We start from the raw sequence: 22855 nt of genomic DNA on the forward strand, positions 1-22855 counted from the left end.
GCATCCCTCACCGCGGGTGCTGATCTCAGGCGTCGCCGTGTTCGCCGCCGGAATCGGTGCGCTCCGATTCGGGGATGCGCGCGATCTCCGTGTGCCGGGGACTCTCGGGACCGGCCGTGAGCGCGCGCGTCGCCGAACGATCCAGATGCGTCCGCGCGAAGGCCAGCGACCGGGCCAGCATCCCGGCACGCTCGGCACGTGTGCGCGCGCTCTGGGTGCTGATCTCGAGCACGACGTGACCGCCGAAATCGCTCGCCGCGATTCGGCGGCAGACCTCCGCGCACGGCTGCGTGCCCGTTCCTGGGACGAGGTGCTCGTCGAGCGAGGACCCCCTGCCGTCGGCGAGGTGGAGGTGGGCCAACCCCTCCCCCATCCGATCCGCCAGTGCGAGAGCGTCTGCTCCTGCCGTCGCGGTGTGCGACAGGTCGAGCGTGTAATGCGCGAAACCGGTGTCGGTCGGGTCGAGCGACGGGCTGTAGGCAGAGACCGCGCGGCCCGGACCGCGTCTGCGCAGACGTTCGGCGCCGCGATCACGACCACCGAAGACGACGTCGGCCCTCATGGGATACATGTTCTCGACCGCGACCGCCACGCGACTGTCGGCCTCCAGCGCCGCGACCTGATCGGAGAAGCCCTCCGCATAGCGGCGCTGCCACCGGAAGGGTGGATGGACCACCACGGTCTCCGCCCCGAGGATCTCTGCGACACGCACCGAACGGTCGAGCTTGGCGGCGGGATCCGCTCCCCACACGCGCTGCGAGATCAGCAGGCACGGCACGTGCACGGCGAGCACCGGCACCCCGTACTCGCGGACGAGACGCTCCACCGAGGTGGGATCCTGGCTCACCGGTTCCGCCCACACCATCAGCTCGACCCCGTCGAAGCCGAGGTCGGCCGCGAACCGGAACGCCGCTTCGGTAGTCCGAAGCGGTGGACAGCCCTACCCGGATTCCCTGCGCGGTCGGCATCGGCTCACCCGCCGGGAAGCAGGAACAGGAGCGGCCCGAAGGACACGAAGGCTCCCACGGCGAGTGCGATGAGCTGGCTCGTGATGTCGTCGGTGCGCCGCAGTACGCGCACGAGCGCGACCAGGCCGACGATCACCAGCAGGGCGAGCGCGAAGGCGACCCAGGGCATGAGATCCCACAGACGCTCGAAGCCCTTGAACAGCAACCCACCCGCGACGATCGCCGCGACGCTCTCAACGATCAGCAACGCCCACTGCTTGAGGCTGCTGCCTTGATCCGCGTCGCCGGAACTCTTCCGTGCCGAGTCGTCGGCCGCGGCGGCCGACGATCCCGTGCCTCGGGACTTCCGCGAACGCGTCGCCGGCGATGTCTTCTCCGCAGGCGCATCGGAGGTCCCGGCCGCAGCACCGATGGTGTCGGTCGAGTCGTCGAGGTCGGAGCCGGTGCCCTGCAGGTCGCTCGCAGGGCCGGACAGCAGTCGCGGTTCCGCGACATCGGCCTTACGCGCCGATACCGCCGGCGCACTCGCCTTCTCGGACTTCTTGTCGGGGACCGCCTCACCGGGCTGCGCACCCGTTGCGGCAACCGCGCCGAGATGCGCCCGCGCGCGGCGCGGAAGCGCTTCGGGACGAATGATCTCGGTCGGCGACTCGACCTTCGGCGGAGCCGACACGGACGCCTTCGATACGGTCGCATTCGCCTCGGGGGAGGGCGGTGTCTCGGCCGGAGGTGTCGTCGATCCGGTCTTCACGGAAGGTGTCTTCGCGGGAGCCTTCACCGGAGGCGTCTTCGCGGCAGCCTTCACGGGAGGCGTCTTCGCGGGAGCCTTCACGGGGGGCATCTTCGCGGGAGCCTTCACCGGAGGCGTCTTCGCGGGAGCCGTCTTCGATTCGGCAGCGACCCGCGGCGTCACGGTGGTCTTCTCGACATCGGACAGCGCGAAGGTCGCCGTCTTCGGCGTCTCGGCCGTGCGGTCCACCGGTGTCGCCGGTTCGCGGGTCTCCGTCTCGGCGGGAGCGACCGGATCCGTCTGCTCGGCAGTCTTGTCGTCGGCTGCACGCGTGATCGGGATCTCACCCGTCAATTCGGCGACCGAGATGCCGCCGCTCGCACCTCGTCGGCGTCGTCCCCCGGCCCGCGTTCCCACCTTCTGGCCGTTACGCGCCAACAGCTCGGCCACGGAGATCTGGCCCGTGTCGTTGCTGCGATTCTCGCTCATCCGGTTGCCACCACCAGTTCGCCACCCATATCCGTATCGAGCTTCCGAAGAATCAGGCCTTCGCGCAACGCCCAGGGGCAGATCTGCAGCGTTTCCACTCCGAGGGCACGCATACTCGCCTCCGCGACGAGGGCGCCGGCGACGAGCTGCTCGGATCGGTCGGAACTGACCCCTTCGAGTTCTGCCCGGTCGGCCGTGGTCATTCGCGAGATGAAGGCGATGAGCTGACGCAGTCCGCTCGCCGTCAGGGTCCGTTGTACCCGCAGGCCCGCCGACGAAGGAGCCGCGCCCGTCAGGCGCGCCAGGGTCCGGAAGGTCTTCGACGTGCCCACGCACAGATCCGGGTCGCCCGCGCTGCTCAGAATCTTCGCCGGTTCGGCGAGTTCCGCGTCGAGCCAGTCGCGCAGAGCCGATATCCGGCGCTTCCCGGGCGGGTCCTCACGGAACCAGTCGCGTGTGAGTCGCCCGGCACCGAGCTGGAGGGAGTAGGCGATCTCGGGATCTTCGTCGCCGCCGAACGTGAGCTCGAGCGAGCCACCCCCGATGTCGAGGTCGAGGATGTTTCCGGCGCTCCAGCCGTACCAGCGACGCACCGCCAGGAATGTCAGCCGGGCCTCGTCTTCACCGGAGAGCACGTCCAGCGACACCCCGGCTTCCCGGCGCACGCGTTGGAGGACCGCCTCGGAGTTCCCGGCGTCGCGCACCGCGGACGTGGCGAACGCCATGAGTTCCCCGCATCCCGACGTGCGGGCGATGCTGGCGAACTCGGCGGTGGTCTCGACGAGCCGGTCGGCGCCCCTGGTGGTGATGTCTCCGTTGTCGTCCGTGTTCTCGGACAGCCGCAGGGTGGCCTTCGTCGAACTCATCGGCGTGGGGTGCCCACCACGATGGGCGTCCACCACCAACAGGTGGACGGTGTTGCTTCCGACGTCGAGTACCCCTAAGCGCACATCAACACGGTACTGGGTCTACCGTCGGGACCTGTGACAGCAGGTATGTCCCATGCCCCACACAAACTCGACCCGGCCCCCGAAGTCCCTCTCGACTTCCCTCGGGAATGGGTGGAGTTCATCGACCCCGACAACGACGAACACGTCATCGCCGCAGACATGACATGGTTGCTCTCGCGGTGGACCTGCGTGTTCGGCACCCCGGCGTGCCAAGGCATCATCGCCGACCGGCCCGACGACGGGTGCTGTTCGCACGGCGCATTCCTGTCCGACGACGACGACCGCACGAAGCTCGCGAAAGCAGTGAAACACCTCACGCCGGCCGATTGGCAGTTCATGGACAAGGGCCTGGGCAAGAAGGGCTATCTCGAAGAGGACGAGATCGACGACGAGCCCGCCCTGCGCACCCGCCGGTACAAGGGCGCGTGCATCTTCCTCAACCGCCCCGGATTCGAGGGCGGCCAGGGATGCGCCCTCCACACCATGGCGTTGCGACGCGGCATCGAACCGCTCGAGATGAAGCCCGACGTGTGCTGGCAGCTTCCGATCCGGCGCACCCAGGACTGGGTCGAACGGCCCGACGGCACCGAGGTGCTGCGCACCGTCATCACCGAGTACGACCGGCGCGGCTGGGGCGAGGGCGGTCACGACCTCGACTGGTACTGCTCCGGCTCACCCGACGCACACGTCGGCGAGCGTCCGGTCTGGCAGTCGTACGCCCCCGAACTCACCGAACTCCTCGGAGCGGCGGCCTACGACGAGCTCGCGCGCCTGTGCCGGCGACGCCAGGGACTCGGCCTCGTCGCGATCCATCCCGCGACGTCGGCAGCACAAGCGGGCGACGGTCAGGCCTCGAGCTTGTAACCGAGGCCGCGCACCGTCACGAGGTGGCGCGGCTTGGCCGGGTCCTGCTCGATCTTCGAGCGCAGTCGCTTGACGTGGACGTCGAGGGTCTTGGTGTCGCCGACGTAGTCGGCGCCCCAGACCCGGTCGATGAGCTGGCCTCGGGTGAGCACCCGTCCCGAATTGCGCAGGAGGTATTCGAGCAGGTCGAATTCCTTGAGCGGCAGGGCGATCGGTTCTCCGTCGACGTGGACGACATGACGGTCGACGTCCATCCGCACCGGGCCGGCCTCGAGCAGTCCGTCGTCCGGCGCGGTCTCGCTCTCGGTGTCGGCCCCACGCCGCAGGACCGCCCTGATCCGTGCGATGAGCTCGCGGGCCGAGTACGGCTTGGTGACGTAGTCGTCGGCACCGAGTTCGAGCCCGACGACCTTGTCGATCTCGCTGTCGCGAGCCGTGACCATGATGACCGGAACACCCGAGCGGGTCCGTAGTTGTTTGCACACGTCGGTGCCGCTCATTCCGGGGAGCATCAGATCGAGCAGGACGATATCGGCGCCCTGCCGGTCGAACTCGGCGAGGGCCGAGGGACCGTCGCCTGCGATCGTCGTCTCGAACCCTTCCTTGCGCAGCAGGAAGGCGAGCGGATCCGCCAACGATTCCTCGTCCTCGACGATCAGCACACGCGTCACGAACTGGTCCTCCGTCTGTTTCTCGATATCCGTCCGCCCGGGAGCCCGGGTGGGGTCTGTGTCACGATCCGACCGCCTTCTCGGTGCGTTCGACGGTCTCGTCGTCGCTGTCCTCGACATGGGCGGGAACGAGCAGGGTGAAGGTGGAGCCGGTGCCCGGCTTGCTCCACAGGGTGATCTCGCCGTGGTGGTTCGCGGCCACGTGCTTGACGATGGCCAGCCCGAGGCCGGTGCCACCGGTGGCCCGCGAGCGGGCCTTGTCGACGCGGAAGAAACGCTCGAAGACCCGTTCCTGGTCTTCCTTCGCGATACCGATCCCCCGGTCGGTGACGGCCATCGCGACCTTGCCGTCGCGCAGCGACCTGCTGATCGACACCGGTGAGCCCGCCGGCGAATAGGCGATGGCGTTCTCGATGAGATTGGTCAGGGCGCTGACGAGCAGTGTCCGGTCGCCGAGCACCTCGTACCCGCTCGGCCGGTCGGTGCTGATCGTGATGGAGGCGTTCTCGGCGGTCAGGTGTGTCCGCTCGAGGGCTTCGGTGACCACGGTGTCGACGTCCACGACTTCGAGGTCGGGCAGTTTCTCGGCGCCCTGCAGCCTGGACAGGGCGATCAGCTCGGTCACCATGTTGCCCAGGCGGGTCGCCTCGCGTTGCACCCGCTCGCCGAAGTGGCGGACGGTGTCGGGATCGTCGACCGATTCGAGCAGTGCCTCCGCGAGCAGCGCCATCGCCCCGACCGGCGTCTTGAGTTCGTGGCTGATGTTGGCGACGAAATCGCGGCGAGTCGCTTCCATCCGGACCTGTTCGGAGTCGTCGAAGGCGTAGAGCACGACGAAGCGCGGGTCGCGGTCGAGGAGTGGCCGCACCGTGCACCGCACGGCGAGGCGGTCCCGTCCGAGCGAGGATTTCGTGCCGAGGTCGAGTTCGAGAGGTTTGCGGCTCTCCAGAACCCGGGTGGCCGCGATCCAGGCACGATCGTCGATGAGACGGTTGCGTACGAGTCCGAGTTCCTCGGCCCTCGGATTGAACAGGATGACGTCGTGGAACTTGTCGACCACGGCGATCCCGGTCGACGACCCGTGGACGACGGCGTCGAGCACGTCGAGCATCGTGAGGTCGGCGTCGTCGCTGCCGTGCGCCCGGCGCTGCGCCAGCCTCCCGACGGCGACGGTGACGATCCCGCCGAGGACCGCCGCGACCACGGCCAGCATGACGGCCTGCGTAACACTCACACTTGGAATCGTAATGACACCGGTACCCCGCCGGACACCGGGTAGCCGGCATTTCCCGCACGTCACACCGCATTTTTCGGTTGTTCGAGCGTTGTTCACCGATTGTTCGCCCGGCACGGACGCAACCGACCCCGTCGCCGGCCGGCGACGGGGTCGGTTGTCGGTCCTGTCGGAACCGTTACTTGGCGCCCTGGTTCGCGACCGCGGCCGCTCCGGCAGCCGCGGCCTCGGGATCGAGGTACGTTCCGCCCGGGTTCAGCGGACGCAGGTTCTCGTCGAGGTCGTAGCGCAGCGGGATGCCCGTCGGGATGTTCAGGCCGGCGATGTCGTCGTCGGAGATCCCGTCGAGGTGCTTGACGAGTGCGCGCAGCGAGTTGCCGTGTGCGGTGACGAGCACGGTCTTGCCCGCGAGCAGGTCCTGGGAGATCGTCGACTCCCAGTACGGGATCAGACGGGTGACGACGTCCTTCAGGCACTCCGTGAGGGGAACCTCGTCGACGTCGGCGTAGCGCGGGTCGGCGTCCTGGCTGTACTTCGAACCCGGCTCGATCGGCGGCGGCGGGGTGTCGTAGCTGCGACGCCACAGCATGAACTGCTCCTCGCCGAACTCGTCCTTGATCTCGGACTTGTTCTTGCCCTGGAGCGCACCGTAGTGGCGCTCGTTGAGACGCCAGTCGCGGATGACGGGGATCCAGTGCCGGTCGGCGGCGTCGAGCGCGAAGTTGGCGGTGCTGATCGCGCGGCGCAGCAGGGAGGTGTAGGAGACGTCGGGAAGCACGTTGTGCTCGGCGAGGAGGGCACCGGCCCGCTTGCCCTCGGCGATCCCCTTGTCGGTCAGATGAACGTCCACCCAGCCGGTGAACAGGTTCATCGCATTCCATTCGCTCTCGCCGTGGCGGAGCAGAACAAGTGTTCCGATACTCATGGCCCAATCCTGACACGCGCGGATGGCGATTTCGCCACGGGCGCCCCCGATCGTCGGCTATATCCGACAACGTGCGTTGCCAGAAAGGCTGGTTCACAGTGCTCCGCGGTCCACGGGCATCGAAAACAGGTGTGGCTCCGATGCGGCGGGCACCGGAGCCACACCCCCGCAGATGTCAGGCGTTCAGTGCACGCAGATCCTTGCGGAGAATCTTGCCCGCAGAGGATTTCGGCACCGTGTCGATGAACTCCACCTGCCGGACCTTCTTGTGCGGCGCGACCCGCCCGGCCACGAACTCGATGACCTCGTCCTCGGTGATCGTCGAATCCTGCTGCCGGACGACGAAGGCCTTCGGGACCTCCTCACCCTCGTCGTCGCGGACCCCGATCACCGCGGCGTCCGCGATCTGCGGATGAGTGAGCAACAGCGCCTCGAGTTCGGCCGGCGGCACCTGGTAGCCCTTGTACTTGATGAGTTCCTTGAGCCTGTCGACGATCCGGACGGCGCCCTTCGCGTCGACGGTGGCGATATCACCGGTATGGAGGAAGCCGTCCTCGTCGAGGGTGTCGGACGTGGCCTCGGGGTTGCCGAGGTAGCCGACCATGACGTTCGGTCCCTTGCACCACAGTTCGCCGGGCGCCGAGACACCCTCACCGGTGGGGTACTCGACCTCCTCACCGGTCGCGGGATCGACGATCTTGCATTCCATGTTCGCGATCGTCGGACCGACCGAATCGAGTTCGGTGTCGTTGTCGTCGAAGGGGATTGCGTGCGACACCGGCGACATCTCCGACATGCCGTAGCCCTGCCGGACGTTGCAGCCGAGCCGGGCGGCGACGGCGCCGGCGAGCTCCTTGTCGAGCGGTGCGGCACCGGAGAACACCGTATGCACACTCGACAGGTCGTACCGGTCGACGAGGGGGTGCTTGGCGAGCGCGACCGCGACGGGCGGCGCGATGAACACGTACGTGCACTTGTGTTCCGAGATGTAGGTGAGGAAGTCGACGAGATCGAACTTCGGCATCGTCACCAGCGAGGCACGGTTGCAGAGGGCGGCGTTCAGCAGCACCGTCATGCCGTAGATGTGGAAGAAGGGCAGCAGTGCGAGCACGCGATCGTCGGCGCCGATCCCCATGCGCGGGTTGATCTGGGAGACGTTGGCCACGAGATTGCGGTGCGTGAGCATCACACCCTTGGGCCGGCCGGTCGTGCCCGAGGAGTACGGCAACACTGCGAGGTGAGTCGCCGGATCGAACTCGACGGCGGGGGCCGGTGCACCCTCGGTGAGCAGGTCGCGCAGGGAGGGATGCCCCTCGGCGCCGTCGAGCACGATGAGCAGCTCGTCGGGGATGCCGGCGGCCGCGGCGGCCTCCTTCGCCTGCGGCAGGAACAGGGAGACCGTGAACAGTGCGACGGCTCCCGAGTCGTCGAGCTGCTTCGAGATCTCACCGGCCGTGTAGAGGGCGTTGATCGTGGTCGCGGTGGCTCCGGACCGCAGGATGCCGTGGAAGACCGAGGCGAAGGCCGGCACGTTGGGCGCGAGCAGGCCGACCACCTTCCCGACACCGATGCCCCGGGCGGCCAGCGCCCCGGCCACAGCATCGATGTGGGCCACGAGCGTGCGGTAGTCCGTCACGGCGCCGGACGCGCCGTCGATCAGGGCGGGTCGCGCGAGGTCGGACTCGTCGAGCGAACCGAACAGGAAGTCGTAGACACTCGATGCCGGGATGTCGACGTCGGGAAAGGGACTACGGAAACTCATTCTCATCCTCCGAGCATTCTGTCCGGCACGCGGTGCCGACTTTCGGTCGAGGTCACACTACCGCAGTGATGTGAACCCGGTCACAGGCGTTGTGAGGATACCGGTTGCACCGGGCGCCCGGCCACGCCCGGCCTGCCGGGAGCGCACGAACCCCGCGTGCGACGAATCGCACGCGGGGTTCGGAAGCTGCTCGGGCTGCGCTCAGAGGTACTGACCGCACACCGGCCATGCACCGGCGCCCTGGCCGTCGAGGACGTTCTCGGCGACGCGGATCTGCTCCTCGCGCGAGGCGTTGTGGGCGTATCCGGAGCCGCCGTAACCCTCCCACGTGCTCTGCGAGAACTGCAGGCCGCCGTAGTAGCCGTTGCCGGTGTTGGTCGCCCAGTTTCCACCGCTCTCGCACTGTGCGACGGCATCCCAGTTGCCGGATGCGGCATTGGCGGTACCCGCACCCAGAGCGAACGGGGTCGCAACGAGTGCAGTGGAGGCAGCGAGGGTGCCCAGGGCGCGCTTGATCGTGAACTTTGCCATGTGGATGAATCCTTTCCGGCTGCTTGCGAGGCCCCCGACCCAGGGATCCGCCACACAGGCGGACGGTCGGTGCCGGCAACACGGTGCGGTGCTCGACGCACGCCCGGTTGCTCTCTCGCTCCACCCCTCGGCAGGTTGTGGATCCGGCAATCCCGCGGGGGTGGAACGAGCGGCTGCGGGGCCGGTGTGTAACGCCCGTCGGTATCGGGCCTACATCGACCGTAAGGGTTCATCACGGCGAGGTCACGGACCGATTTTCCGGTACGGCCGTCCGAGAACTCCCGGCGGCATTCGGGAAATCCCCAGGTCGACTCGCAGGAACACACCGTTTCCCGGGCGTTTCCGGGACATCGCACTTGTGGCGATGGTCACACGATGTGCCCGTACAGACCTCTCGAACCGGGCATGTTCACGGCGCGATAACGACGCCGAAGTGGGGTGTCACCCGTTCGCTTCGCGCGGAGCCTCGGGTTCGTCGTCGTCCGTCTCGGGGTCGAACGGCGTACCGGTCTCCCCCTCGATGAGGTGACGGAACGGCTCGAGATTGCGCAGCGGCTCGCCGCGCGAGACGCGCCACTCCCACTCACGCTTGATCGACGTGATGAACCCGATGCCGAGAATGATGTCGAAGTCGTGGTCGGCCGCCTCGAGCACCTGCCCGAGGACCGCGTCGATCTCCTCGGGGGTCACGGCGTGCGCGGCGATGCGTCCCACCAGGTAGATGTCGCCGACCTTGTCGAGGGTGTAGGCCACGCCGTAGAGGCGCCGATTGCGGCGCAGCAGATAGCGGTACACCGATTCGAAGTTCTCGTCCGGTTTGCGGCACACGAATGCCTCGACCCGCACACCGTGTCGTCCGACACTGAGCAGAGTGGTCGTCTCGAGCTTCTTCTCACCCGGAAGCTTGACGACGAAGTGCCCGCCCTCCTTGACAGAGAACTCGAGCCCGCGATCGCGCAGCGTCGATTCGATCGATTCGATGAGCCGGTCGCTCATGCGGTGACTCCCCTCGTCCGTCGCAACTTCCACACTCCCCGCTGCCGCCGCAGCGAATGCTCGCCGGTACCGAAGGCCCGGTTACGGCGCATCCCCGCCCGGCGGTAGCTGTCGAGCAGGCCTTCTGCGGTGTGTTCCCACGAGAAGGACTCCGCATGCACAGGCGCGGTCTCCGCGAATCGCGCGAGGCGATCGGGATCGCCCACCAGAGAACGCAGCGCGGTCGCCCAGTCGTCGATGCGGTGCCCGTCGACGAGCATGCCGGTCTCCCCGTCGCGCACCGCGACGCCGAGACCACCGACGTTCGCGGCCAGCACGGGCGTGCCGCATGCCTGCGCTTCGATCGCGACGAGACCGAACGACTCCGAATAGCTCGGCACCGCAACGAGATCGGCGGCCCGGTAGACCTGGGCCAGACGGTCCGGGGGTTGCGGCGGGAGGAAGGTGACCCGCGACGCGATGCCCAGCGCGGATGCGAGTTCGATGAGCGCATCGGGCCGCTCGAGGCCGGTTCCGGACGGGCCTCCCACGACCAGCACCCGCAACGGCATGCCGGGGTCGTCGGCGAGTGCTCGCGCGGCGGCCTCGAGCAACACGTCGGGGGCCTTGAGCGGCTGGATACGGCCCACGAACGCCACAACGGTCTCACGCGGGTCGAGTCCGAGTTCTGCGCGAGCGGCCGCACGGTCGCCGGGCCGGTAGCGATTGAGGTCGGCGCCCGGGGCGACGACGTCGATCTTCGCGGGATCGGCCCCGTAGATACGTTCGAGCTGCCCTGCCTCGTCGGCGGTGTTGGCCACCAGCCGATCGGATTCCGCGACGACCTGTTGCTCCCCGATCTGCCGGGCTGCGGGTTCGGGGGTGTCGCCCGCGGCGAGCGACGCGTTCTTCACCGCGGCGAGGGTGTGGGCGGTGTGCACCAGCGGCACACCCCAGCGGTCGCGTGCGAGCCAGCCGACCTGCCCGGACAGCCAGTAGTGCGAGTGCACGAGGTCGTAGTAGCCCTGCGGGTGCCGCGCTTCCTCGCGCAGCACACCGGCGGCGAAGGCGCACAGCTGCGTCGGCAGATCGTGTTTGTCGAGCCCTTCGAACGGGCCGGCCTCGATGTTGCGGACGAGAACCCCGGGTGCGGCCTGCTGCACGGCCGGGTCTGCCGACGAGGTCGCGCGGGTGAAGATCTCGACTTCCACGCCGCGACGCGCGAGCTCGACAGCGGTCTGCAGGACGTACACGTTCATGCCGCCTGCGTCCCCGGTTCCGGGCTGCGCCAGCGGCGAGGTGTGGACCGAGATCACGGCCACGCGGTGCGGGCGGCTGGGCTGGGACGTCACCCCTCCATACTGCCCTGCTGCCGATCTTCGCGTGTCGTCGACTCCGCCGTCGCGGCCCGAGCGAACTCTCCGACCTCGGCGACGAACCGGTCCGGATCCTCGACGAACGGACCGTGGTCGACGCCCTCCCAGATCGAGGTCGTGACGCGCCGCAGCAGTGACGCCGCATGGTGCGCCGCGGAGACGTCGACGACCGAGTCGGCGTCGCCGTGCAGGAGGAGAACCGGCACCTCCAGGTCCGCGAGCAGGTCGTCGTTGCCCACCGCGCGATCGAACAGGGCGGCACGTACCCGCGGCGGGGTGGACAGACTCGCACCGAACAGCGCCTGCGACACCGCGCCCTTGCCCTCGCGGAGACCACCGCCCTCGACAGGACCGGTGAGCGCGTTGCCGAACGAGCCGAGTGCGCGCACCGCCTCCTCGGGGTCCTCCGACATCGCAGCGGGGATCGCGGCGCGCATCGAGGCACCGACGCGTCCACCCTTCTCGCCGCGGCCGATGCTCGTGATGGCACCCACGAGAACCAGCCCCGCGACGGCTCCCGCGCCGTGCTCGGCGAGATAGTCGCAGATCACCAGGCCGCCGTACGACCAGCCGAGCAGCACCGCCGGGTTCGCCTCCGAGACGCTCTCGGCGGCAAGGACAGCGGCGAGATCACCGGCCCAGAGGGCACGGTCCGCGTATCCGGTCTCGGAAGCCTGCGAGTAACCGTGTCCGCGCAGGTCGACGGCGACCACCCGGAAGTCCCGGGCGAGCGCGTCCAGGACTCGGTCGCCCCAGCAGCGCGACGACTGCGCCCATCCGTGGACGAGCACGAGAACCGGTGCCGTGTCGGAGCCGAATACGCGATACACGAGGGAGGTGCCGTCGATGCCGGCCACTTCACGAACTGCCATGTGCGTCACTCTAACCGTGCCCGAATGTGGATCCCGCCCGCGCACGTGACCGCGAGGATGCCCGCCGCCACCGCCACGAGATATCCGGTGCCGGCACCGGCCCGGTCGATGACCTGACCCACCAGCGCAGAACCCGCCGCGACGCCGACGCCGAGCCCCGCAACCGTCCACGTGATGCTCTCGGTGAGCCGTTCGGGCGGCACGATCTGCTGGGTCAGCGACGTCGCGACGATCATGATGGGCGAGATCGCGCATCCGGCAACGAAGTACAGCACGGTCAGTATCGGCACCGAGCCGGCGAGCAGCAGCGGGCACAGCAGGACCGCGAGAATGCCGGTGGCGACGAACAACTGACGGGTGGGGGCGCCCGGGCCCACCCGGGTACCGAAGATCAGGCCGCTCACCGCCGAACCGGTCGCGAACAACGCCAGCGTCAGGGTGGCGGATCCCGGGGCGCCCTGTTCCGCGGTGAACGCGACGGCCGCCACGTCGATCACCCCGAAGATCACACCCATCGCGACCATCACGACGACGATCGACAGGAGGACGGGCATGCGCAGGATGTTCGTCCTCGCACGACCTTCGACGTGCGGTCGCACGGGTGGCTCGGTGCCGCGCTGGGCCGAGAGGGCCACGGTGCCGACGAGCAACAGCACCGCACCGAGCAGCGGACCGGCCTCGGGGAAGACCGCCACGCTCAGGCCCACCGACAGCACCGGGCCGACGATGAAGCACACCTCGTCGACCACCGCTTCGAGCGCGAAGGCGGTGCGGAGCCGCGGGGTACCGCCGTAGAGCTGTGTCCATCGGGCCCGCACCATCGCACCGACCGTGGGCATGAGTCCTGCCGGGATCCCACAGACGAACAACCACACGGTGGGCACGTCGAGACGGACGCCCGCGAGCATCGCGAGGGTGGAGACCGCACTGACGAGGGCGGCCGCGGGCAGGATTCTGTGCTGGCCGTACCGGTCGACCGCGCGGGAGACGAGCGGGGTGAGTGCGGCGTACGACAGGGCGAACACCGCTGACAATGCGCCGCCCACCGCGTAGTTGCCCTCGAGTTGCGAGAACATCGTGACGATGCCGATCCCGACCATCGCGATCGGCAGGCGCGCCACGAATCCTGCCAGGCAGAACGCGGTTGCGCCCGGTGCTGCGAACAACTCGCGGTACGAGCCGCCTTTCTGTCCTGTCACGTACTTCTCGCGTTCTCGTCGATCCGATCGGTCCGGTCAACGTTATGGCCGGCCGGCCGCGCGGGCGCAGGTACCTCCCCCATCCTGGGCATCGAGGCCCGAATCCGCACGCTCCGTGACGGGAGCGGCCATTCTGGGTACATCCGGAGAACGGACCGGACGGATCGACGGAACGGAGCGGGCATGGCGGTGCGCGGACGGCTGGGACGATTCTCTCCGAACGAACTCTCCCCGAGAAACCTATGGACCCGCTATCGCGCGTCGGGCGCCGATCTGCCTTTCGGGAATCCGCTCGCCGCCCACGGCGTCGCGATGGAGGGCTACTTCTGGCGTTTCACCCAGCCCGGAACCGGCCGCGTGGTCATCGCCCTGTGCGGGGTCAACCGTGCGGACGACTCGGCCGGGTCCGGTTCACAGTGGGCGACACTCGGCCTGGCCGCCCATCCGGGAGGTTTCCTGCGCACCGCCGCGCATCCGGTGGCCGCCGCCGATCCCGATCGGCTCGGCGCGTCGGCCGGCGATGTCTTCCGCGGCGACAGCGAGCGCGTGTGGATGGATCTCGGCGACGACGCCCGGCTCGACATCCGATTGTCCGACCTGCGGCCCTGGCCGCGACGGCGCTTCGGCGCATCGAGCGTCTTCCACTCCGTCCCGGCCCTGAACCAGTACTGGCATTCCTGGTTGCTCGGCGGCCGGGCGGAGGGATACGCAATCCTCGGTGACGAGAAGTGGGAGCTGACCGGATCCCAGGTCTACGGTGAGAAGAACTGGGGTAAGGGCGGCTTCCCCGATTCGTGGTGGTGGGGACAGGCACAGGGATTCGCCGATCCGCAGGCGTGCGTGGCCTTCGCCGGCGGGCAGGTGCACTCGGGTCCCCTGCGCACCGAGGTGACCGCGGTGGTCGTCGCGCTTCCGGACGTGCGCGTCGTGCGCCTGGGCAATCCCGTCACCTCGCCGGTACAGGCCACGGTCACCGACGAGAGCTGGCTGCTGCGCGGCCGCAACGCCCGGTGGAGCGTGGAGATCTCGGGGAGTTCGCCGATCGGAGCCGCACACGTCCTGCCGGTCCCGCTGCCCGCGGAACGACGGAACGTGGCCGGCTCGATCGAACATCTGGGCGGCCACATGACCGTGACGGTCCGCGAGCGCGGAAGACTGGTATGGGCGGACGAATCTCATTCGGCCGCACTCGAACACGGCGGGCTCGGCCGGGCCCGGGCCGAACTCGATCGGCGGGGCGCCGCCGCGGACGCGACGGACGCCCCACCGATCGTGTGACGACGACGGAAATCCGTCAGCGTTCGGTGCGCTTCATCGCCGCGATCGGATCCGAGAACAACGAGCTGAGCGAGACGACACCCGCAGCGTGGGCCTGCACCCGATTACCGAATCCGGTGATCCGGATGTCCTTGCGTGGCAGGGTGGTCGAGGCGGCGAACGCACGGGCGACGCGCGGAACCGCGGCCGGGTACTCGGTGAAGGCCTGGCCGCCGAGGATGACCCGGTCGGGGTTGAACAGGTCACGGAGCATTCCGACGGTGCGGCCGAGCACGGTGGCGCGCTCGACGAGCAGACCGTGGGCGGCCTCGGATCCGTTCCGCGCGAGGCGGTAGAGCGACCCGATGGTGTCGTCACCGGCGGTGAGGATGCCCTCGGACACCGCGCGCTGCACGACCGCCCGATCGCTCACGGTCGCTTCGAGGCAGCCCGTGCCGCCGCACGAGCACCGCGCAGACGAACCGGTGGGGACATGCGTCACCGAGCCCGGACCGCCGGCCGGGGTGTGCACCTTCCCGTCGAAAGTGATTGCCACACCCACGGTCTCGCGGACGTAGAAGTACAGCCCGGTGCCCTTGACCTCGGGAGCGTCGCGATCGGGGGTCAGGAGCAGCTCGGAGGCGGCCATCGCCTCGACGTGCGCGGCCACCGAGACCGGCAGGCCCATGCCACCACCGACGATCGTGCCGACGCGGGCGTCGACCCAGCCCAGTCGCGGATGCGTCACTACGGCGGTGTTCGAATCCACCCGACCGCCGAGTGCGACGCCGACCCACAGCGGGGTGCGGCGGTGCCACCGTCCCGCGAAAGCCTTGGCGCTCGCGGTGATCGACGCGAGCGCGGCGTCCTGGTGGCCGGCCGGGGTGGGAACCTCGACGGCGCCGATGATGCGACCGCGCAGGTCGGTCGCGACGATGCCGGTGGTGACGGCACCGATGTGGATGCCGACCGTCAGGTAACGCTCGTGGTCGACCTCGACGGGTACGCGCGGCCGGCCGACCGCACCCGGCTCGGTCAGGTCGGCGCGCTCGCGCAGCAGACCTGCCGAGAGCAGGGCCGAGACCTGACGATTGACGGTGGCGATGCTCGCCCCGGTGACCTTCGCGATCACGTCACGCGAGACCGGACCACGATTGGCGGCGACACGGAAGACCGACGCCCCGGTGCCGTCGGCGATACGCAGGTCGGGGGGAACGATCCTGACCTGGCTCGACACGCGCGAGGTTCGAGACCGGACCACGGTCGCACGCGTGGCTCCGCGGACACCGGAGGCGACGGCACGAGGGGGCGCGGACGATCGGGAGGGAAGGGAAACGGACGGCGGAAGAGTGGGAACCGACACGGCGCTGATCCTTGGCTGCTGATCCGGACGTGATGACCGGAGAACGGGCGGGAGACGATCGACGCACCGAATCCCCGGCGTGGAAGCACGATCGGAGGACGGACCCGCCCGAAAGAGGGGGGAATCGGTGCGGAGTTACTTTCCGCAGCAGCGACAACAGAGTTCGCGCGCCAGAGGCAGCCGTGATCCCAGCGCGGCGGTCACATAGGTGACCGGCGGTGCGGAGGTGTGGCCGACTGACATGCCGATCAAACTATCGCCCGAACCGGGTCGTGTCCAATCCTCACCGCTCCGGTGGGGAATCCCTCCGCGCATCCCCGCGCACCCGGGCGGTCTCCGCCGACACCGGCGCGAGCAGCAACCCTTCCCACGCGTCGACGAGCGCCGCCAACTCTGCGGTGGTGGGTGATTCACCTGCACGGTGACATCGCGCGAGGGCACCGACGGTACCGGAATACACCAGCCGCAGACGCTGTCCGGCGATGTCGTCGGGCAGTTGCCCGAGCAGCGCCCGCAGCGCGGTGTCGGACCGGCGGCCGCTCTCGGTTCCCGTCGGTCCGGTGACCCGGAAGCATTCGGCGAACCGCTCGTGGTTCGAGAGCCGGTCGAGGAAGGCGACGTAGTGGTTGTTGCGGCCGAGCGTGCCCGCCAGTGGCCGGATGATCGCCCACAGCAGGTCGCGGACCGTGAGCGTGTCCCGCGTCCGAAGCATCTCGGCGACGAGCGCTTCACGCTGGGCGTTCACAGCGGGCAACCGATGGGAGAAGACCGCCTCGAGCAGTCCCTCCTTGGTCCCGAAGTAGTAGCCGATCACCGACGAGTTGTGCTGCCCGGCGGCCTTGCGGATGTCGGCGAGGGTGACTCCGTCGTAACCACCGCGGGCGAAGAGTCGCTCGGCGGCTTCGACGAGCCTGATCCGGGTTTGCTCTCCCGAGCTGTATCGACCGCGGGTGGTGGTCATATGCCGCAGGGTAGCCGCACGGAGGGGACTTCGCAGGGGAGGACTCGGCGGGCGGGGACGTACGGCGTCATCCGGTGCCCGACACTACGATTGCCCCATGAGCATCTCTCCCGATTCCCGCGTCGCCGTCGTCACCGGAGCGTCCTCCGGTATCGGCGAGGCGACCGCCCGTACGCTCGCCGCGCAGGGTTTCCATGTCGTGGTGGGCGCACGGCGCCTCGACCGCCTGCAGAAACTCGCCGACGAGATCGGCGGCACCGCGCTCGAGCTCGACGTCACCGACGAGGATTCGGTGGAGGCCTTCACCACGGTACTTCCCCGGGTGGACGTGCTGGTCAACAACGCCGGAGGCGCCAAGGGACTCGCGCCGGTCGCCGAGGCCGTCGAGGACGACTGGCGGTGGATGTGGGAGACCAACGTCGTCGGCACCATGCGCATCACCAAGGCGCTGATCCCCAAGCTCATCGCGTCGGGCGACGGCCTGATCGTCACCATCACCTCGGTCGCGGCCTTCGAGGCCTACGACAACGGCGCCGGTTACACCTCCGCCAAGCACGCGCAGGCCGTGCTGCACCGCACGTTGCGAGGCGAACTGCTCGGGCAGCCCGTCAGGCTCACCGAGATCGCTCCGGGCGCGGTCGAGACCGAGTTCTCGCTCGTGCGGTTCGAAGGCGACAAGGATCGTGCCGACAAGGTGTACGAGGGCATCACCCCGCTCGTCGCCCAGGACATCGCCGACATCATCGGATTCGTCGCGTCCCGCCCGTCGCACGTCAACCTCGACCAGATCGTCGTCAAGCCGCGCGACCAGGCGAGCGCAGGCCGCTTCCACCGCGTGACCGACTGAGTCCGCTGCGGTGGTGGGAGCGGCAGGAGCGTCACTCCCACCATCGTCGGTACCGTCACGGGATATGCGCCGACCACGCCTCGTGCCCGGACCGCTGCTCGGCGACGACGGAACACTCGCCGAGGCCGGCTGGAGCACCACGGAGACCCGCACCTACGACCGGCAGCGGGTCGCGGCGTCGCGGTTCCGCATCAAGGAATGGGATTACTACTGCGTCCTCTCCGACGGGGACGACGGACCGTTCGGAATCGCCCTGACCGTCGCCGACAACGGCTACGTGGGTCTGCTCGGGGTGAGCGTGCTCGACCTCGCCGGTCGTTCCGAGACCACCGAGAACGCCCTCGTTCCCTTCCCGCTCGGCCGGATGCGCCTGCCACGGAGCGCCGACCGCGGTGATGCCGTCGTCGGCCGTCGCGGCCTCCGGATCGAGTACCACCACGAAGGGCAGGCCCGGCGGCTGGTCGTCGACCATCCTCGCTTCGGAGGTGGGCGCGGCCTGTCCGGCGAATTGCTGCTCGCGCAGCCGCCCGACGACCGGATGGTCGTCGCGACACCCTTTCCCCGGGCGCCGAAGGCCTTCTACTACAACCAGAAGATCAACTGTCTGCCCGCGCAGGGCACGCTCACCGTCGGCGGACGGGAGCTGGTCTTCGACCCCGCCACCGCGTTCGGCGTGTTCGACTGGGGTCGCGGCGTATGGACCTACGACAACACCTGGTACTGGGGTTCCGCGTCGGGAATCCACGACGGGGTGCGCTTCGGATTCAACATCGGCCACGGATTCGGCGACACCACCGCGGCGAGCGAGAACATGCTCTTCCACGACGGTGTGGCGCACAAGCTCGACCGCGTGCACTTCCACCTGCCCCGCGACACCTACGACGGGGCGCCGTGGCGGTTCACCAGCAACGACACGCGCTTCGAGATGGAGTTCGAGCCGATCCTCGACCGCGCGGCCGACGTGAACGCCCTGCTCGTGCGCTCCACGCAGCACCAGGTCTTCGGACGGTTCACCGGCAGCGCCGTGCTCGACGACGGCACCCGGCTCGAGGTCGAGAACCTGCTCGGCTTCGCGGAGCAGGTCCGCAACCGCTGGTGACCGGCGATCTGCCGCTCCGGTGTGCGCCCGGTCAGATCGCGCAGTTGACGGTGACGGGTTCGGGATGCAGACGAACCCCGAAGGCGTCCTCGACACCGTCGCGCACCCTGCGCGCCAGGGCCACGAGATCCGCCGTCGATGCCGTTCCCCGGTTGGTGAGCGCCAGCGTGTGCTTCGTCGACAGCCGCGCCGGCGCGTCGGCGGCGGGAAATCCCTTCCCGAAACCGGCCCGCTCGATCAGCCACCCGGCCGACAACTTGGTTCCGCCGTCCGCCGGGAACTGCGGGACCCGCACGTCCTCGCCCACCTTCGCCGCGATGGCCGCCAGCACGTCCGGCAACCGATCGTCGGGCACGACGGGATTGGTGAAGAACGACCCGGCGCTCCACGTGTCGGGATCGCCCGAGTCGAGCACCATGCCTTTGCTCCGGCGCAACCCGAGGACGTGCTCGCGCACCTGTGCCGTCGGCCTGCGCTCGCCTTCCTCCGCGCCGAGCGCCACCGCGAGCTCGCGGTACGCCAGCGGTGCGCTGGAGCCGTCGTCCCGCACGTCCAGTTCCACCTCGAGGACCACGGCCGTGTCGGTGTGCTTGAGGACGCTGGTCCGGTAGCCGAGACCGAGAGCTTCGGGCCCCACCCACGAATCCCGTCCGGTGCCGCGGTCGAGCAGACGAACGCGGCGCAGGATCGAGCCCACCTCGACGCCGTAGGCCCCGACGTTCTGCACCGGCGTCGCTCCCGCGGAGCCCGGGATGCCCGACAGGCATTCGAGCCCGCCGAGTCCGGCGTCCACGGTGGTCGCGACCACCGCGTCCCATTCGGCTCCCGCATCCACCCGGATGTGATCGTCGCGGAGGTCGACACCGGTGGTCGCGACGCGGACCACGACCCCGTCGAAGCCGTCGTCCCCGATGACGAGGTTGGAGCCGCCCGCGAGGAGCAGGAGCGGGACGCGCTGCTCGTCGAGCAGCCGCACGACCTCGATCAACGACGAGGTGGACGCGCATTCGACGAGATACCGGGCGGGGCCGCCGAGCCGGAGGGTCGTGAAATCCGACAGCGACACCTGCTCGGACACCGTGGCTCCCGTTTCGGCGAGCCGGGCCCTGGTACGTGGATCAAGCACCAGCAAACGGTAGCGTGCCCCGTATGGGCAGCCCTATCGACCACACTGCGAACTACTCGTCCCCGCCTGCCGCGGTCCACGCGGCGTTCGTCGATCCGCAGTACTGGCAGACCCGGCTGCGTGAGGTCGGCGGTCCGGGCGCGGCGGTCGAGCGGGCCGACAGCGGCGACGGCACGATCGAACTCGATCTCCATCAGGCCATCCCTGCCGAGCACCTGCCGAGCATGGTCACGAGCATCCGCCCGGGCGATCTCGTCATCCGGCGACACGAGGCGTGGGGTGCATTCGCCGACGGTCGCGCCGAGGGCAGGTTCTCGGCGCACGTCGACGGGATGCCGGGTGAGGTCACCGGCGGGATGACGCTGATCGCCGACGGCGCGGGTTCGTCCGTCGTCGTCGAGGGCACCGTCGAAGTGAAGATCCCGTTCCTCGGCTCCAAGATCGAAGGGATGATCGTCGAGCAGCTGATCGAACTGTTCGACGCGGAGCGCACCTTCACCGAGCAGTGGTGCCGCGGCGATCATTCCGCCTGATCACCCCCCGCCGGGGCGTCCCACGGCGACCCGCGATTTCCGGACGGGCCACCCGGCGCGGTAACCTGGCCGGTCGTGGCACGGCGTATCGATTACTCTGCCCGCTTCCCCTACCCACCGGAGCGGGTGTACGAGGCGCTCGCCGATCCCGGGCACTGGGAAGCGCGGATGACCGAGATGCGCAAGTACTCGGAGAACCACGTCCGCGAGTTCACGACCTCCGAATCGGGCATCGCGCTGGTGCTGCACCACGTCCTCCCCCGCTCCGACCTGCCGGAGATCGCCCGCACGGTGATCAAGAAGGACATGGTCATCACGCGCGAGGAGACCTACGGGCCGTTCACCGACCGCGCGACCGGCACCTACCGGGCGTCGATCCCCGGCGGCCCGGGCAGTCTGACGGGCACGATGGAACTCTTCGCCGACGACCACGGCGCCACGCTCCGCACCACCTCCGAGGCCAAGGTGCACATCCCGTTCGTCGGCGGCAAGCTCGAAGAACTCATCCTCACCAATCTCGTCGACGTGTTCCGCACCGAAGCGGCCATCACCGCCGACTGGCTCGCGCGACGGTAACCGAGTGCCGAATCGAGGACCCGTCGGTGTCGTCACGCGCGGCACCACCGGCATCAACCGGCTGCGCCGCAGCGACCGTTGGGCGATGCACGACCCCCACATCGCGAAGGCGCTGACGCACGCCGTCGACCCTCTGGTGGTCGATCTGGGTTACGGCGCCATGCCGGTGACGACCCTCGAACTGGCTACGCGACTGCGGCGGGTACGCGGCGATCTGCGTGTGATCGGCCTCGAGATCGATCCGGAACGGGTGGTTCCGGGCCGCGACGGCGTCGAGTTCGCTCGAGGCGGTTTCGAACTGGCGGGCCTGCGCCCGACCCTGGTGCGGGCGTTCAACGTGCTCCGGCAGTATCCGGAGGAGGCCGTCGAACCGGCATGGGCGCGTCTGCGGTCCGGTCTCGCTCCCGGAGGGCTGCTCATCGACGGCACGTGCGACGAGCTGGGCCGGCGTTGCGCGTGGGTGCTGCTCGACGAGTACGGCCCCCGATCGCTGACGTTGGCGTGGAGCCCGTTCCATGTGGACAGACCATCCGACCTCGCCGAACGGCTACCCAAGGCACTGATCCACCGGAACGTTCCGGGCGAGCCGATCCACGCGCTGCTCCGCGCGGCCGACCGAGCGTGGGCGACGAGCGCCCCGCACGCGGCGTTCGGACCGCGGATCCGGTGGCAGGCGACGCTCGAACTGTTGCGCGATCAGGGCTTCCCCGTGCGCCCTCCCCGTCGCCGTCTCCGCGACTGCGTCCTGACGGTGCCGTGGGACGCGGTCGCACCCACGGACGAACCTGCCGCATCCGAGCGAACCGGCCGAGGAACTGCGCTCGTCGCGGTCTGAGAACCGTCGCGGCCCCGGCCGTTCAGCCTGCGGCCAGGAGTGCCAGCTCGATCCGGTCGGCCACCGCAGCCGGCTGATTCGCCACCGCGGCGTGCAGCTGATCGGAGTCGACCCGCCCGAGCGCGAGGGCGTCGCCGACGAGTTCGTCGAGCACTTCCTGGGACACACCGCCCGCGGCCAGATCGACCGCGGTGCGTGCCGGCGTGGTGATCCGGAATGCGCCGGCGATCTCGCAGTCCTCGTCCGCCAACGTCCGGTGATGGAGCGCGAGCCGGTTGCTCGGCACGGTGCGCTGGTCGGGAGTGGACAGGTGGAGGAAGCGGGGCTGCAGGTGCCCCATGCCGTGCAGGTCGGCGGCGCTCTGGTGCGAGACGACCGCTTCGCCCTCGTACCAGGTGCACCACTGGGCGAACTCGTCGAACTTGGTCCGCGGGCTGTCGCCGAGGCGATACAACTCGGTCTCGACGCGGATCCACAGACCCGCCTCGATGCGTTCCGCGAAGTCGTGCGCTGCTATCCCGTGGCCGACGGCCTGGCGTGCGGTGAAGAACCCGGCTTGCGTGGCGGCGAGGCGCCGCAGCGAGTCGTCGGCATCGGCCCGCCCGGTTGCGTCGTAACCTGAATCCGTCCACCCTGTCATGGCGCCCAGCGTAGCCGACGAATGTGGTACACCTCACATATTTTCCTCATCCTGCGGCCGCGTGTTCAGTCG

The 22855-nt window shown here is 69.1% G+C and carries 22 protein-coding genes and 1 pseudogene; 7 read left to right on the forward strand and 16 right to left on the reverse strand.

Translation table 11 applies throughout. From position 1 onward, the window contains the following. Positions 1-25 precede the first annotated feature (25 nt). The 3 genes and pseudogenes from A8G18_RS02530 to A8G18_RS02540 all read right to left on the reverse strand — a co-directional run bounded on the left by A8G18_RS02530 (position 26) and on the right by A8G18_RS02540 (position 3137). A pseudogene (locus A8G18_RS02530) lies at positions 26-968 on the reverse strand (sugar phosphate isomerase/epimerase family protein). 4 nt (positions 969-972) lie between these two features. Further along, positions 973-2187, reverse strand: a complete 1215-nt coding sequence (locus A8G18_RS02535) for a hypothetical protein (protein ID WP_064062613.1) — start codon at positions 2185-2187, stop codon at positions 973-975. After that, a complete protein-coding gene (locus tag A8G18_RS02540) occupies positions 2184-3137 on the reverse strand; it encodes a Ppx/GppA family phosphatase (protein ID WP_081494135.1) in 954 nt (317 codons plus the stop codon). The genes A8G18_RS02535 and A8G18_RS02540 overlap by 4 nt, the downstream gene beginning before the upstream one ends. Positions 3138-3182: 45 nt before the next feature. Between A8G18_RS02540 and A8G18_RS02545 the strand changes: the two genes are divergently transcribed. Further along, on the forward strand, positions 3183-4001 hold the full coding sequence (locus A8G18_RS02545) for a DUF3109 family protein (protein WP_064062614.1): 819 nt from the start codon (positions 3183-3185) through the stop codon (positions 3999-4001). Here A8G18_RS02545 and A8G18_RS02550 read toward each other — a convergent pair. From A8G18_RS02550 to A8G18_RS02590, 9 genes are all read right to left on the reverse strand, one after another. After that, positions 3983-4672, reverse strand: a complete 690-nt coding sequence (locus A8G18_RS02550; protein ID WP_016933291.1) for a response regulator transcription factor — start codon at positions 4670-4672, stop codon at positions 3983-3985. The two genes, A8G18_RS02545 and A8G18_RS02550, sit on opposite strands and share 19 nt — an antisense overlap. Before the next feature lie 61 nt (positions 4673-4733). Further along, complete coding sequence (locus A8G18_RS02555) at positions 4734-5906, reverse strand: sensor histidine kinase (protein WP_026003098.1); 1173 nt, start codon at positions 5904-5906, stop codon at positions 4734-4736. 178 nt (positions 5907-6084) lie between these two features. Beyond that, positions 6085-6831, reverse strand: coding sequence for a phosphoglyceromutase (locus A8G18_RS02560; protein WP_016933293.1), 747 nt, complete (start codon positions 6829-6831; stop codon positions 6085-6087). 175 nt (positions 6832-7006) lie between these two features. Continuing rightward, positions 7007-8593: an AMP-binding protein gene (locus tag A8G18_RS02565; protein ID WP_064062615.1), complete on the reverse strand. Its 1587-nt coding sequence runs from the start codon at positions 8591-8593 to the stop codon at positions 7007-7009. 201 nt (positions 8594-8794) lie between these two features. Next, the gene (locus A8G18_RS02570; protein ID WP_026003099.1) at positions 8795-9124 is read right to left on the reverse strand and encodes a transglycosylase family protein; all 330 of its coding nucleotides are present in this window, start codon (positions 9122-9124) and stop codon (positions 8795-8797) included. A 441-nt stretch (positions 9125-9565) separates the two neighbouring features. Next, positions 9566-10120, reverse strand: a complete 555-nt coding sequence (locus tag A8G18_RS02575) for a type III secretion system chaperone family protein (protein WP_064062616.1) — start codon at positions 10118-10120, stop codon at positions 9566-9568. Then, positions 10117-11451 (reverse strand): D-inositol-3-phosphate glycosyltransferase, encoded by a 1335-nt coding sequence (mshA, locus tag A8G18_RS02580; RefSeq protein ID WP_064062617.1) that lies wholly within the window; start codon positions 11449-11451, stop codon positions 10117-10119. Before mshA ends, A8G18_RS02575 begins: the two co-directional genes overlap by 4 nt. Continuing rightward, complete coding sequence (locus tag A8G18_RS02585) at positions 11448-12347, reverse strand: alpha/beta fold hydrolase (RefSeq protein WP_064062618.1); 900 nt, start codon at positions 12345-12347, stop codon at positions 11448-11450. The genes mshA and A8G18_RS02585 overlap by 4 nt, the downstream gene beginning before the upstream one ends. 5 nt (positions 12348-12352) lie before the next feature. After that, positions 12353-13546: an MFS transporter gene (locus A8G18_RS02590; RefSeq protein ID WP_064062619.1), complete on the reverse strand. Its 1194-nt coding sequence runs from the start codon at positions 13544-13546 to the stop codon at positions 12353-12355. 183 nt (positions 13547-13729) lie between these two features. On the opposite strand from A8G18_RS02590, the gene A8G18_RS02595 reads away from it, so the two are divergent. Next, positions 13730-14824 (forward strand): tocopherol cyclase family protein, encoded by a 1095-nt coding sequence (locus A8G18_RS02595; protein WP_064062620.1) that lies wholly within the window; start codon positions 13730-13732, stop codon positions 14822-14824. Positions 14825-14840: 16 nt separating this feature from the next. Here A8G18_RS02595 and A8G18_RS02600 read toward each other — a convergent pair whose 3' ends face one another. Further along, positions 14841-16166 carry an ROK family transcriptional regulator gene (locus A8G18_RS02600; RefSeq protein WP_064062621.1) on the reverse strand — a complete coding sequence of 442 codons (1326 nt, stop codon included), beginning with the start codon at positions 16164-16166 and terminating at the stop codon, positions 14841-14843. Between the two features lie 283 nt (positions 16167-16449). Beyond that, positions 16450-17127 carry a TetR/AcrR family transcriptional regulator gene (locus A8G18_RS02605; RefSeq protein WP_016933511.1) on the reverse strand — a complete coding sequence of 226 codons (678 nt, stop codon included), beginning with the start codon at positions 17125-17127 and terminating at the stop codon, positions 16450-16452. A 97-nt stretch (positions 17128-17224) separates the two neighbouring features. Between A8G18_RS02605 and A8G18_RS02610 the strand changes: the two genes are divergently transcribed. Together A8G18_RS02610 and A8G18_RS02615 are read left to right on the forward strand one after the other, a co-directional pair. Continuing rightward, complete coding sequence (locus tag A8G18_RS02610; protein WP_016933512.1) at positions 17225-17974, forward strand: SDR family NAD(P)-dependent oxidoreductase; 750 nt, start codon at positions 17225-17227, stop codon at positions 17972-17974. A 64-nt stretch (positions 17975-18038) separates the two neighbouring features. Beyond that, positions 18039-19073, forward strand: a complete 1035-nt coding sequence (locus tag A8G18_RS02615; protein ID WP_064062622.1) for a DUF2804 domain-containing protein — start codon at positions 18039-18041, stop codon at positions 19071-19073. A 31-nt stretch (positions 19074-19104) separates the two neighbouring features. Here the strand turns inward: A8G18_RS02615 and A8G18_RS02620 are convergent, their stop codons facing one another. Further along, positions 19105-20199, reverse strand: a complete 1095-nt coding sequence (locus A8G18_RS02620; RefSeq protein WP_084421433.1) for a UDP-N-acetylmuramate dehydrogenase — start codon at positions 20197-20199, stop codon at positions 19105-19107. 23 nt (positions 20200-20222) lie between these two features. Between A8G18_RS02620 and A8G18_RS02625 the strand changes: the two genes are divergently transcribed. The 3 genes from A8G18_RS02625 to A8G18_RS02635 all read left to right on the forward strand — a co-directional run bounded on the left by A8G18_RS02625 (position 20223) and on the right by A8G18_RS02635 (position 22143). Then, entirely contained in the window at positions 20223-20732 is a 510-nt protein-coding gene (locus tag A8G18_RS02625; RefSeq protein ID WP_064062624.1) for a DUF2505 domain-containing protein, read from the forward strand. A gap of 75 nt (positions 20733-20807) precedes the next feature. Next, complete coding sequence (locus A8G18_RS02630) at positions 20808-21308, forward strand: DUF2505 domain-containing protein (protein ID WP_026003148.1); 501 nt, start codon at positions 20808-20810, stop codon at positions 21306-21308. Between the two features lie 4 nt (positions 21309-21312). Next, a complete protein-coding gene (locus tag A8G18_RS02635) occupies positions 21313-22143 on the forward strand; it encodes a hypothetical protein (RefSeq protein WP_016933517.1) in 831 nt (276 codons plus the stop codon). A 22-nt stretch (positions 22144-22165) separates the two neighbouring features. On the opposite strand, the gene A8G18_RS02640 is transcribed toward A8G18_RS02635, so the two are convergent. Beyond that, positions 22166-22783 carry a type IV toxin-antitoxin system AbiEi family antitoxin domain-containing protein gene (locus A8G18_RS02640; RefSeq protein ID WP_064062625.1) on the reverse strand — a complete coding sequence of 206 codons (618 nt, stop codon included), beginning with the start codon at positions 22781-22783 and terminating at the stop codon, positions 22166-22168. Between the last annotated feature and the right edge of the window lie 72 nt (positions 22784-22855).

The sequence above is a fragment of the Rhodococcus gordoniae genome, assembly GCF_001646655.1.
GTDB lineage: Bacteria > Actinomycetota > Actinomycetes > Mycobacteriales > Mycobacteriaceae > Rhodococcus > Rhodococcus gordoniae.